Source organism: Dyella acidisoli (assembly GCF_030160295.1).
In the GTDB taxonomy this organism is placed as follows: Bacteria; Pseudomonadota; Gammaproteobacteria; order Xanthomonadales; family Rhodanobacteraceae; genus Dyella_B; species Dyella_B acidisoli.
This window is the reverse complement of the sequence record NZ_BSOB01000005.1, coordinates 16,993-29,871: the sequence shown is the minus strand read 5'-3', so window position 1 is coordinate 29,871 and position 12,879 is coordinate 16,993. Positions and strand designations below refer to the sequence as shown.

The window sequence follows — 12,879 nt, the reverse complement described above, 5'->3', positions numbered from 1 at the left end:
TCCACTAGAAATGTTAATGGCACGTGTAAATGCGGTCGAGATTATATGAAGGCCGATCTGAAGTATTCGCTTCCGTAACTTCGTCCTGTTACTCGTGCGGCTGCCCTGCCGCTCATGGACCTTGCTGATATGTCAATCGCCTCGGCCGTGCATCGAGCTAGCCAGGGCTCGAGATACCCTACTTTCGCTATTTCTCTCAGGCCGGTTAATGGATTAGGCGTTGACGCTTCTGGGGACCATTGACGTTGAGCTCTCGCCACCGGCTCGGCGTCACTCCTTCCCAATCCCTAGAGCTGACAAGCTACTTCGTCGATATCGGCTGCTGCGTGGGACAACAGTTGGCGCCCCAATTCCTGGCGCGCTTCCACGAGAGGCTCGCGAAAAATCTTTCCTTCGTCGGTGATGCGGCGCTGCAGTGCGCGCTCGCTCATGCCCACAACTCGTGCCGTTGACGCATATCGCCCAGCGATGAAGAGTCAGTGGTTACTGCCAACCGAAACGCTTCGACCACTGAACTCTATCAACTATAAAATCCGACCAATGACATGGTTTCGGCATGTCATATCCACCTCCTGCCTCCGGGTAGGCCACGATTCCGGCGAAGCGTTCAGATGTTTTTAGATGATTATAAGTAGCTACTCTTCTAGCTCATCTTCTATAACCACAGTGCCAAGATTTTTTCTTTTATTAAAAAAATATGCATCTATATTTAGCTGAAAACCAATAATGTGTGGTGAAGTCCTCTTTGCTATCTCATCCTCGATAGCCTTCTCACACTTGGCAATGGCTTCTTTTTTTTTCAAGGCACCGACGGTTGCTGGAAGGCTTTTTGCGGCATTCAATCTCTGTACTAGATTGTAATTCCGATAATCAATTGCTTCCACCTCGAGCACACCACCCTTTCCCTTTCCAATATAACCCACCCCGTTGATACCACGTATAATTATTGGCTTTATGATGCCAGCAGCTATACATTTCTTTGCAATATCAAGACATATGAATTCCAGCGTACTTACTCTTGCGTAGTCATTTTTTTTAACACGACGATGTACGTTGACTATGTGACCTTGATACATCGGTGCTATTAGTTCGCCAGCGCCGCTGCTGCCCATATGAAAACCTCTTCTTGTGGCAACTTCGCAGCACCAAATACTAATCTCGTTGACCTTATACGTTTTTATGCAATGCCACGCGAAGTCAACGACGTCGCCAATGGGTAGGCCGCCCAACCTACGGTCTTCAAAGCGAAGAGGTGCCTCGCTGGGGCCGCCATAGAAGCAAGAATGCCCGGCAAACATCACTTCGTTAAACATCCCTTCAGTGCTGCGCATAAGCTTTTTGAGTTCGTCGGCCGAACGCACATTGACTCTGGTCGGAAAACCGGATCTAGCTTTGACGAGTTCGGCAAAGCCTACTGCCATATTTTCCATGCTGTGATCATCATCGTTTTGCAGAAGACCGACGATGAGAACCTTATTCATTGAACTTGATGTTGCGGCCATCAGCCCTTACCCCGTTGAAGTCCTGCTCACGTTTCCTGCCGCGCCTTCCCTACGAACACAATGTATCGACAAAGTATGGCGCGCCAACCAAAAGATAGCGCGCCATCTACGAGGCGCCGTCGAATATCTTTATTTCTGATCGGCCCCAAGCTTTGCGCCCAACCCACTTTCGAAGGGTTTCGGATCGCTGGTGACGAGGCAGTTGTAATCCTTATCGGCATTAAGAACCAGCACCGACGATTTCGCGCCCTTGAAGTCGAGCCCGATAGAGAACAACACGTAGGTGTCAGGCAGTGCGGTCGGACGGAATGCGCCGAAGGCGTACTGATTCGCCAGACCGAGCGCTGAGAGCTGAATAGTCAGCATAAGCGGTAGCGTGGCTTTCGGAGACGGCAGCGACGATGATGCACTCATCATCAGCGACTGCGCATCGATGGAGTAGCGCGTCGTGACGGTGACGCCAAAGTACCGAGAGTTAGGTGACGACACCTGTTTGCGGCAGGCGGCGGTATCTTCAGGCTTTGGATCGGGCTGACCTGTCTGCAACGTCGCGAACACATGGGTCAACTGCACCTTTGCTGTCCCTGTGACGGGAGCCGCGAAAGCAGCTTCTCCATAAGACATGGCGATCAACGATGACACGCCGCATGCCAGAAAATAGCCTAAGCGAGTGTTCTTCATGCGCATATTGGCTCTCCTTGTTGAAGGGATACAACGAATGGCCCTTACTTCGGTGACATGACTGCCGAAATTTCTCCAGACGGAAAAACTACGGCCAAGACTCAACCGCAGTCGAACTGTCGTTCGATTGCCAACAAAAAGCTTGATGAAATGCACCAGCGTGCAGCTGGAGAAGCAGCCAACCAGTAGAAACGCCAAAATGACGCCGAAAACTCGACGACCATTTCTAGATGCAGCGAATTGACCAATCCTGGCCGACTAAAATGAATTCCTGAATTCCCCAAGAGCGGCGCGAAGCTATCACGAGGCAGCGTGGAAATGGCGTGAATGACGATTTTTTGGGATAAGCACCGATGGCCGGCCGTAGGCAGTTATTGGCTTGTAACAAGCAAAGAGCATCACGGCCCCGCATTCAGCGGGGCCGATTAACCGAATACATCATGTATCTCTCATGGCAACACGGACACATACCATTGCTGGTTGACCGTATTCGCATTGGGGGCCTGAATGATACGTTCCGAGCCCGATGTTTCCTGAGTCATCGCCATGCCGGATGAAGCCGAAATCAGATTGAAATAGCCGTCGCCGGACGGAACCAGGTACCAGCGCTGGAAACTCGCGCCTGTGTCGGCTTGCGTTTGCAAGCTGCTCCAGCCCGCAGCTGATGCCCCCTGCAAGCCAAGCACCTGACCATTACCCGCTTCGATTTTGTACAAGCCACTGCCCGTGTCCGTCAGCATCCATGACTCGCCAGCGGAACCCGCGACGTAAACCGCCTGTTGAACGCTGTTGGCGGAAGCCGTATCCAGCGTGTTGTGATTCCAACGATTGGTCAGGTGATACGTGTCGTTGGCGAGCACATGTCCGCCACGACCTAGCAACTGAAGTTCACCTAGTTGCACATGCGACGAATCACCGTTGTTCGAGGTGATATTGAGCCGGTAGTACCGGTAGTTGCCCGGGTTGGCTACCGCGTAGTTGCGTGTCATGGAGCGGTATGGAAAAGCCTGACTGCTTTGGGTGTCGACGGCAATCCAATTCACGCCATCGTTGGAACCAAGCAGTTGCCAGCCTCTGGGATCGAAGCTCGGCTCGTAGAGCGGACTGGAAAGTGCATAACTCACGATCGACTGAGGCGATCCGAAGTCGTATTCCAACCACCCCGTAGGTGAATTGGTGATCTCCCATTCCGATAGTGGACTGCCGTCGAACGCCGAGGCAGGTGTAAACGGATAGCCATAACTGCTTGCCGATGCCGTACCCCCGGCAAGAGCCAGATTGCTCACCGCTTGAACCGATGTGGCGCTGTCCATAAGCGAGTGACTGCTTTCGCCGGCAGCATTCGTCGCGGTGACAACGTAGTAGTAGGTGGTGCCGTTACTTACGTTGTTGTCGATGTAGGCGTTGTTGGTAGCCGTGGCGATGGTGCTGAACGGCCCATTGGCGCTCGTTGCACGCTTGATGTTGTAGGACGTGGCCAAGTAAGCCGAATCCCATCGCAACGAAACGCTTCCCGCACCCGCGGACGCATAAACGGAGTGCGGCGCCGGCGGAACGTAAACGGAAGCCGCGCCGTCGCCACCGGTGATTTGCACGTCGCCGAAGGTCGCGGTGAACGGTGTGCCTTGTACGTGGGACGTACCGAATAACCCAACGTAGATGGTGGAAGGAAGGTTGGCGAAGTCGGCCACGGAGGCCGGACTCCAGCTTGCCCCGTCGACCGATACAAAGGTCGACACACGCTGCCCGACACGTTGCATCTTCAGCCAGAACGGAACGCCGGGAATCGCACTCACACGGGTTTCGTTGTTTTGGCCGTAAGCGAGACCCGTCCATCCCTTGATGTTACGTTCGAATTGATAGCCTGGCTCGACCGCAAGCCACACGCGTTCATTGGTGTTCTCCAGCGTATCGCGGAACATGACACCCGCCTTGGCGCCGGAGTTCGCGCCCGCACTCAGTGAAGTGACCTTGGCGATGAACGCAAAGTCACCCGTGATGGGTTTATAGGCGAATTGAACGCCATCGTTGCTTTCCCAATAGGGATCCCAGCCGTTGTAACCGGCTTGCAAAGTCCAGACACCGTTGCCGAAGGTGGTATTGCCTGCGGGCGTGGGACTATTCAAATCCTGAGAAGTCAGGCCCCTGGTCAACCAAGTCGTAGCCGGTGGCGTCGGCAAGCTTGGTGTCAGAGCAGTCGAGGCATCGCCGGGCTTCAGATAGACGAAGGAAAACAGATCTTCATATTCGTTGTCCCGCAAACGCTCGATCCACGGTGTTGCCACGCCCATGCGTACCGCGTAAGCGCTATACAAAATATTGGTTGCCATCCGATCTTGCTGATTGGCGAAGTAAGTCGAAGAGATGGTGGAGAACAGCCCCCATGCCGGACCACCCAACGGGATGTATGGCACGGACGGCGTTTGCAGCATCTGCACGTTATAGCGTGCGTAATACTCCCCTATCGCCAGGACGCGATTGTCGAGCACCCCATACACATTGACGCCCTGCTTCCAGAACGCCTCGGCTATCCAGGCGGCGTCAGCCATATAGAGATGCGCATGGCCTTGGTCGCGACCCGAATCGATCACTTCGCCATTGGGATAACTGCCCTGCAAACCGGAATCGGCATCATCGATATACGCCTGCAGCGCCTGGTTAAACTTGGTGTGGTCGTCATCGAAGATGGCGATGGCCACAGCGCCCTGAATCTGCTCCATGCCTTGGGAGCCGCTCATCACGGGGCCCGGTATGTTGAGCGTTGGCCAGAACACCGTGTTGAAATAGTTCTGTACGATTGACGTATCCGCCGACGTCCAGCCGGACCAGGTGCCACGCAAGATGTCTGCAGCAGTCGCGTATTGATACGCCGCATCACCCACATCGAATGCGGCCTCCGCACCACCAAAAGAGGTTTGCGTCTTGGCCCAGGCCAGCAGAATGTCATGCGCCTTTTGCGCATAGGCCGCGTTGCCGGTGAAGTGCCACATCAGCGTCAGTTCGTAGACCGCCGCCATGTCGCTTACCCAGGCGCTGCGGTTGACATCGGGATTGCGGCTTACCTGTGCAAACGGACCTTGCATCGTGTAGCTGAGCGATGCTTTCGAATCGCTTGTTAGCAATTGATACCCCGATGCCCACGGCGCGTTGCCGAGGTTAGCCTTCACGGCATTGAGATCCTGGATAGTCAGCCCGATGCCAGGATGGACAAACGTTGATGACGTTTGTGCATCTGCCAGCATCGGTCCCAAACCACAAAAACATAGCGCCAGTGCTATAGATGTTCGACGAAGACGTCGTGAAATCTTTTTTACCGAATGCAAAGCCATGCCCCTGTCCTTATATGCGCAGAAATCTCCGCAAAGGTAGTGACAGGGCTACAACTGTAAATTTCCCATCAGGACACCGCCAAAGTCATTTTGGGACATCAATAGAAAAACATCGACTGCATCAAACGAGTGCGCTGGAAGCAATCTCATTTTTTGGAACAGCCTGTTGCCAAAAACTAGGATCAGACCTTCCCCAAACGCTCCTTGAGAAACTCGATGAAGCGCTGTGTCTTCGCCGGGAGCAAGCGCGTTTCAGTGAGCGCATAAACGGGCATGGGCTTTCCATGCCAATCAGGCAGCACGGGAACCAGTCGCCCTGCAGCCAAATCATCCGCAACAATTTCCCTTGGCACCAGAACGATGCCCATGCCTAGCGTTGCCAAGCGGCGTATCAGGCCCACATTGTTGACCGTGAATCGGCTCCCCACTGAAACTTGCACCGACTTGGCCCCACGCTGTAGTGCCCATAAACCGCCTCTCACGATGTTGAGGCATTCGTGCTGTTTGAGCTCAGCGGGTTCTTTGGGCTTGCCTGAGCGTTTGAGATACTGAGGCGACGCGTAGAGATGCGGCAGCAGAGAGGCCACTGGACGCGCGATGAGGCGAGAGTTCTCCGGCTGCCCCATTCGAATGGCCACATCGAAAGGTTCACTCACCAGATCCACTTGCCGTGACGTGAGATCAAAATCAAAAGTTATACCCGGATAGCGCCCCGCAAACTCGGCAATTAACGGCGCCATGTAAGTCACTGCAAAATCCACAGGCAGTGATGCGCGCAATAGGCCACTCGGTTGCGCAAGCATTTCACCCAGCTGTTCATGGGCCAGTTTGGCCTCGTCGACGATGCGCTTGCAGCGTTCAAAATAGATCTGGCCCGCCTCAGTCAGCTCCACTTTGCGTGTCGTGCGGTGCAGAAGGCGCAAGCCGATCGCTTTTTCCAGCATGCTGATTCGCCGTGACAAGGTCGAGTTGGGAACACCTGTCGCCTCAGAAGCACCCCGAAAGCCCTTGGCTTTGACGACCTCGACAAACAAGGCCATATCGTTCAGAAGCTCCATCCCACTGCACCATAAATGGATCAATGTTATCCATTATACCGGCTTTATCCCGCCTGGAGCGCACCTCATGATGTTCGCATCCAGATCTCGAGGGCATCGTGGTGAAGCTAGACAAGCGGGTAACTTGGCATCGCACGGATGATGCAAGCCTCAACTTTCAGAGATGGCGTGTCGCGGTCATCGGTGGAACGGGCGGCATTGGCCGATCATTGAGCCGCTTATTGGCGTCGCGCGGTGCGCACGTCATCGTCGTGGGTCAAACCTTCCGCGACGCCGACACGCCCAACATCGAGTTTATCCAAGCCGATTTGAGTCTGATGCGCGAAGCGCAGCGTGTCGCCGCATTGCTGCCGGCCGAGACCCTGGACCTGGTCATTTTCACCACAGGTATCTTTGCCGCGCCCGAACGCCAAGCAACGGCTGAAGGCATTGAGCGGGATATGGCGGTCAGCTATCTAAGCCGATACGCGATTCTGCGCAGCATCGCGCCGAAGCTAGGCGCGCAGCGTTCTGCGGCCGCACGCATGAAACCGCGCGTCTTCATCATGGGATATCCAGGAAGCGGCCAGATCGGCACATTCGACGATTTCAACGCCGAGAAGTCCTATAAGGCGATGTCGGTGCATATGAATACTGTCGCCGGCAATGAAATGTTGGTGCTCGATGCGGCCAAGCGTTATCCGCATGCAACGTTCTTCGGTCTTAATCCCGGGCTTATCAAGACCAACATCCGCGACAACTTCCTCGGCAAGCATTCGCTGAAATCCCGCCTCATCGAGACATTGATCGGGTGGATGACACCCAACGTCGATGCCTATGCGCAGCACATCGTCCCGCTACTGGCGTCTCCTGATATTGAGATTCACAGCGGGGCGATGTTCAACCAGAAAGGGCGATCCATCCTGCCGTCGTCAGGACTGACCAACGCTCACGTCGTTCAATTCCTGAGCGCTTCTGAAGCGCTGATCGCTCGGGCAACTTCCCAGGGCGTGACTTCGTAATCACGTACATGCTTTCCCACACATCACTTTCGAGGATCACACCGTGAATCCACTCTTTTCCCCTGTTCGCGTCGGCCGCTATACCTTGCAGAACCGCTTGGTGATGGCACCCATGACACGCAGCCGCGCCGACTTCGATGGCACGCCAGGAGCACTGGCTGCCGAGTATTACGTGCAACGCGCGGACTTGGGTCTGATCGTGACCGAAGGTACGCAGCCATCCGATGACGGGCAAGGCTATCTGACCACGCCAGGCATTTACACCGACGCGCACGTCGCAGGCTGGCGCGACGTCATCTCGGCTGTGCATGACAAAGGCGGCCGCATCTTCATCCAGCTCATGCATGCGGGACGCATGTCGCATCCCGACAACACCCCCCATCACCGCCAAGGTGTTGCGCCTTCTGCCATTGCGCCGAACACACCGATGTTCACGATGAAAGGCATGCAGGACATTCCCGCACCGCGTGCGCTGACCACCGAAGAAGTGCACCAAACCGTTAACGACTTCCGTAATGCGGCGCGTCGAGCAATCGAAGCCGGCGCCGATGGTGTCGAGATCCATAGCGCAAACGCCTATCTCATTCAGCAGTTCCTCGCACCCAGCGCCAACGTTCGCACCGACGAATACGGCGGATCGATCAAGAACCGCGCACGCTTTGCAATCGAAGTCGCCACGGCCATTGCGGACGAAATCGGGGCTGACCGCACGGCGATCCGCTTCTCACCTGGCACGACCATGTGGGGTATCGACGAAGGCGCCGAAGGGCCGGATCTCTATCGTTACCTGATCGCAGAACTCAACATGCTGGGTCTTGCCTATGTGCACATCATGCATCAGGGCAACGAGCCGCTATTGGCGGACATTCGCAAGCTGTGGAAGCAGACGTTGATCGTGAACCGGCCTGGTCGCCAGCGCGATCAGATCGGTGAAGACGTGGCCGCCGGATTAGCGGACCTGGAAGCCTACGGTCAGATGGTTCTGGCCAATCCGGATTTCATTGCTCGACTGAAAGCCCATGCACCGATGAACAATGCTGATCGCACCACGTTCTTTGGCGGCAGCGCAAAGGGCTACACCGACTACCCTTCCCTGCGCGAAGCCGCGGAAGCCTAAGGGAGAAAGACATGCCCGCGATCGCTGCCCTTCAGCGCGCCAATCACGGCAAAGGGTTCCGTGCTTACGGACTTCGCGGCATGGCCGCACTGATTGATCCGTTCCTCGGCGTCGATCACGCCTGGATGAGCGAGCCAACGTTTCCACCGCATCCTCATGCGGGCTTCTCCGCAGTGTCGTATGTGTTTCTCGATTCGGAAACCGGCATCCTGAATCAGGACTCGATCGGCACGCACAATCTGATCCAACCCGGCGGCCTGCATTGGACGGCCGCCGGGCGCGGCATCGTGCATGAAGAAGTCCCCGCCGAAACCGGTAAAACGGTCCACTCGCTGCAGATTTTCGTCAGCCTTCCACGCGAGCAGCAGAACATGCCTCCCGCCGCATTGAGCCTGGAGCCTCAGGAGGTTCCTACTCTGCAGATGCCGGGGGCCAAAGTGCGCGTACCCGTGGGGCACTTCAACAACGTGCACTCTCCGCTCCAGACACCAACGACGGTAGACATGCTCGATATCTCATTGGATGACGGCGCTGCATTAGTTATCCCAGTGGCAGCAGGACATTGCACCTTCGTCATGCCGATCTTCGGCGCTGTGGACGTTGACGATCAACGTTTCGCCTTGGATGACCTCACGCTTCCCGTTTTCCAGGCTCAGGACGCGCCACGCACCATCAAGCTTCATGCCCCGCAAGGTCATGCCAAGGTCATGATCTTCAGTGGCGCTCCGCTCCTTTCCACTTCAACGCAACGATAAAAGAAACATCGTCTGGCGTTACGAGATCATCGATGCCTGGCACCGCTTTTTAGGCGGCTCGCTTTCGGCCAAACTTGCATAGCGATACTCGCGATCGCCTTTAGCTTCTGCTAACTAGCGCCGTCTCGCGCTTGGACGGCCATTCTGCGGGTCACTGCACTATAGAGCGCATCCGTCGCATTGAACGCATGTCGCGCGGCGCACCTTATAGCACCGATTTTACCCTGCCTAACGCTACCTGACCGCAGCGAACAGCGGGCGTTTTTATCATGCGAAAAATCCCTACTCACAACTTCACGCCCACTCCTGCATCAAGCGCTCTGCCTTCGCTTAATGAAAGCGATGGAACCAACTTGAAGGAACTTGAGAAATGAACAAGCCGATTGGCTCATTCAAGCATGCTGCCATGCCTATAGCTCGACTCGCCATCGGGACCGTGCTCATGGCGCTGCTCTTATCTGCTTGTGTGCCTCTTGCGCCGCATCCGCCACCGCCAGCGGTGCCTGCTCCAGTCCCCGCTCCAATGCCTGCTCCTGATCCGGAGCTCGGGCCGACATGAGTCGTCATCCTGGGAAATTTGCTCGATGGGTCGCACCGGGTTTTATGCCCGTCGCATTGTTCTTGTCGGCCTGTACGACGGAAGCGCCAAAGGCATCAAGCTCGATGCCGAAAAGCGTGCCAAGCATTTCGGTTCTCATCGATTGTGGGGAATGTCGAGTGCCGCTCAAGGTGCCTGAGCTGATCCGTGCCAGCTATGCGGCGGCGGCAGCGAAGGCGGGCGTTCCGATCGCAGGAGACGCTCAGATGACTCTAACGATCAAGGGCTACACAGAACGCAGTCTGGTGATCCGTGCTGCTTCGTTCGTCGCCGGCCCGCTTGCGTTGGCACTGAAGGATGAGATCAAGGCCGTCGCGCTGGTTGATGGCGAGCAACTTCCGCTCGATTCCCACTACCGCATTCCATTCTTCGGTATCGAGTCCGTTGCTCAGAAGCTGGGACGACTGAGCTTCGATACCGTTGCCAAGAAAGTTGCGCACTCATCGCCATCAGAGGCGCGCAAAGGGACCACCTTGTGATGAGGAATCAAGCACGATCCGCCTTCTTGCTGGCGATTGCGATGATGCATAGCGGCGCATTTGCGCAGGCACCTGTGAAGCCTGGAAAATGGCAGCTAACCGGTACATTCAAAGGCATGCCTTTCGGCAGCGATGCAGAACAGACCCAAACGATATGTCTCTCTGAAGCAGCACTTGGCTCCGGCTTCGAGAAGGCAATGATTGAAGCATCGCCGCAACCCAGCAACGATGCTTCAAGGCCACCGCCCAAGTGTGTCTACACCCAGATGCGACGTGAAGGCGCCAACTCTACATGGGAGGTAAGTTGCGTAAGTCCGTCAATAACAGGAGTTGGCAACGCGACCATACTCTCGTCGGAGCAAGTGAATCTGTTTGAGAAGCTGGAAGTAAGGACGCCTTTCGGATCACGTTCAATCCAACACACCGTGCGAGCACGCCGTAAGGGAGATTGCTCTTAAGCCGGATGGCTCATCGAAGGAAGGCTATCGAAGCGGTTGCTGGTTTGCGGTCACTTGATTTGGCAAGCGTGCGATCACGAGAAGACCACCACCCTCGCGTGGGATAGCGCAAACATCGCCGCCATGCAGCGTGAGTGCGCGCCGCGCGATGGCCAAACCCAATCCGGTACCTGGCACTGACCGCATCGTAGTATTGCGCTGTTGCGGCTCAAGGCGGCGGAACGGCTCGAAGATTTCCTCACACGATTCCGCCGGCACGCCCGGACCTCTGTCGCCCACACTGATTTCAAGCCACCCTGCTCTCCCACCCGTCTCCAGCGTACGCGCACGAACCTCTACGGTGGTATGCGGGGCGGTGTATTTGACGGCATTTCGCACAATATTCTCGAACGCGCGATAAAGCGGCTCTCCGACGACGTCCGCCATAAAGCCATTTGGCGCATCCAGTGTCACAGCGCACTCGCGCGCCTGCGCCTCGAAGGCAGCGTCCTGCACGACGTCGGCCAGCAGTTCCACCACGTCTATACGTTCGCGCGCCGGATTCATCGCGCCGACTTCCAGCTTGTGCAGCGTTAGAAGTTCCTCAATGAGCCGGTCCAGCCTTTCTGCTTCGCGCGCGACACGCTCGATCATGGCCGCTGCGGATTGAGGGTCTTGCTGCATAAGCCCTATGGCAGCCTGGATACGCGTCAACGGTGATCGCAGCTCATGCGAAACATCATGAAATAACTGACGCTGCTGCATCGCGGCCTGTTGAAGACGCATCGCCATGTCGTCGAACTCTTTTGCCAGATGGGCGAACTCGTCCCGACGTGAGCCGAGCGCGGGCAAAACACGCACGTCGAAGCGCGCCTGCGCTGCGTCACGCAGCGCCTGACTGAGATGCCGTACCGGCTTGGAGATGTGCCATGCCAATGCGAACGCTACCGGCAGACCGACGGTGGCACCTGACAGCACCGGGATCAGGAAAAGCCAGTGCGGTGGCTCGGGAGGATGAAAGCCAATGATATGCACATAGAAGCCGGCGCACGCGAATGCGGCCACCATGACGAGCCAGCCTATGGAAAAGATTCGCCAAAACAGACTACCAAGCGGCATCGTCATGGCTCAATCCGCCAAGAGCTGGTAGCCCATACCGCGCACGCTGATGATCCACGGCTGCCCATCAGGGCGTTGGCCCAGCTTTTGGCGGATGCTGCTGATGTGTACATCGATGCGTCGGTCGAAACGTGCCAGCGGTCGGTCGAACGCCTGCAGCGAAATATCCTCCTTGCTAACCAGTCGCCCCGCATGACGGGCAAGGATCTCGAGCACGCTGAACTCCGTTCCGGTCAATTCGAGCGGAATGCCTTGCCATGTAGCACGCCTACTGGAAGGCCACAAAATGAGCGGTCCGGCATGAATCGGACTGCTTGCGCTGGCCGTGCCGCTGTCCGGCATACGACGCAGGATGGCTCGTAGTCGCGCAACCAGCTCGCCGGGCGTACACGGCTTCGGAACATAGTCGTCGGCGCCAAGATTGAGACCGGAGATACGATCGATATCGTCGCCGCGCGCCGTCAGCATCAACACCGGCACGCGACTGGCTGCGCGAATGCGCCGCAGCGCTTCGATACCCGACAAACGCGGCATCATCACATCGAGCACCACGATGGCGAAGCGTCCGGACAGCGCGCCGCTTACGCCGGCCTCGCCATCGTGCACGACCTCTGCCGCGAAGCCTTCGTTGGTCAGATACTGCGCAAGCATGCTGGTCAGCTCAGCATCGTCGTCGACCAGCAGCACCGGCGTCATGGAGGATCGATCAGGACTTGTCATGCAGCCAGTATGGTGCAGCCTATAGCGCACGAGATAGCGGTTTTCGCCAAATTTTGCGCAACTTAACCTAACCATACGGCGCT

The 12,879-nt window shown here is 56.4% G+C and carries 12 protein-coding genes; 5 read left to right on the top strand and 7 right to left on the bottom strand.

Features of this window, described 5'->3' with window-relative positions:
* Window positions 1–287 precede the first annotated feature (287 nt).
* From QQJ86_RS02240 to QQJ86_RS02220, 5 genes are all read right to left on the bottom strand, one after another.
* Window positions 288–431, bottom strand: coding sequence for a hypothetical protein (locus tag QQJ86_RS02240; protein WP_284319275.1), 144 nt, complete (start codon window positions 429–431; stop codon window positions 288–290).
* A gap of 204 nt (window positions 432–635) precedes the next feature.
* A complete protein-coding gene (locus QQJ86_RS02235; protein WP_284319274.1) occupies window positions 636–1,502 on the bottom strand; it encodes a hypothetical protein in 867 nt (288 codons plus the stop codon).
* A 129-nt stretch (window positions 1,503–1,631) separates the two neighbouring features.
* Entirely contained in the window at window positions 1,632–2,126 is a 495-nt protein-coding gene (locus tag QQJ86_RS02230; RefSeq protein ID WP_284319489.1) for a hypothetical protein, read from the bottom strand.
* Window positions 2,127–2,632: 506 nt separating this feature from the next.
* The gene (locus QQJ86_RS02225) at window positions 2,633–5,350 is read right to left on the bottom strand and encodes an RICIN domain-containing protein (protein WP_284319273.1); all 2,718 of its coding nucleotides are present in this window, start codon (window positions 5,348–5,350) and stop codon (window positions 2,633–2,635) included.
* Window positions 5,351–5,694: 344 nt separating this feature from the next.
* Entirely contained in the window at window positions 5,695–6,570 is an 876-nt protein-coding gene (locus QQJ86_RS02220) for a LysR family transcriptional regulator (RefSeq protein WP_284319272.1), read from the bottom strand.
* Window positions 6,571–6,668: 98 nt separating this feature from the next.
* On the opposite strand from QQJ86_RS02220, the gene QQJ86_RS02215 reads away from it, so the two are divergent.
* From QQJ86_RS02215 to QQJ86_RS22775, 5 genes are all read left to right on the top strand, one after another.
* Entirely contained in the window at window positions 6,669–7,571 is a 903-nt protein-coding gene (locus QQJ86_RS02215) for an SDR family NAD(P)-dependent oxidoreductase (protein ID WP_284319271.1), read from the top strand.
* A gap of 43 nt (window positions 7,572–7,614) precedes the next feature.
* Window positions 7,615–8,688 (top strand): alkene reductase, encoded by a 1,074-nt coding sequence (locus QQJ86_RS02210; protein ID WP_284319270.1) that lies wholly within the window; start codon window positions 7,615–7,617, stop codon window positions 8,686–8,688.
* An 11-nt stretch (window positions 8,689–8,699) separates the two neighbouring features.
* Complete coding sequence (locus QQJ86_RS02205; RefSeq protein WP_284319269.1) at window positions 8,700–9,443, top strand: pirin family protein; 744 nt, start codon at window positions 8,700–8,702, stop codon at window positions 9,441–9,443.
* Window positions 9,444–9,998: 555 nt separating this feature from the next.
* Window positions 9,999–10,520: a hypothetical protein gene (locus QQJ86_RS02200; protein WP_284319268.1), complete on the top strand. Its 522-nt coding sequence runs from the start codon at window positions 9,999–10,001 to the stop codon at window positions 10,518–10,520.
* Window positions 10,520–10,978, top strand: coding sequence for a DUF3617 domain-containing protein (locus tag QQJ86_RS22775; protein WP_423372933.1), 459 nt, complete (start codon window positions 10,520–10,522; stop codon window positions 10,976–10,978). Before QQJ86_RS02200 ends, QQJ86_RS22775 begins: the two co-directional genes overlap by 1 nt.
* A gap of 24 nt (window positions 10,979–11,002) precedes the next feature.
* Here QQJ86_RS22775 and QQJ86_RS02195 read toward each other — a convergent pair whose 3' ends face one another.
* Window positions 11,003–12,082 carry a sensor histidine kinase gene (locus QQJ86_RS02195; protein ID WP_284319267.1) on the bottom strand — a complete coding sequence of 360 codons (1,080 nt, stop codon included), beginning with the start codon at window positions 12,080–12,082 and terminating at the stop codon, window positions 11,003–11,005.
* Window positions 12,083–12,085: 3 nt separating this feature from the next.
* Complete coding sequence (locus QQJ86_RS02190; RefSeq protein ID WP_284319266.1) at window positions 12,086–12,772, bottom strand: response regulator transcription factor; 687 nt, start codon at window positions 12,770–12,772, stop codon at window positions 12,086–12,088.
* Between the last annotated feature and the right edge of the window lie 107 nt (window positions 12,773–12,879).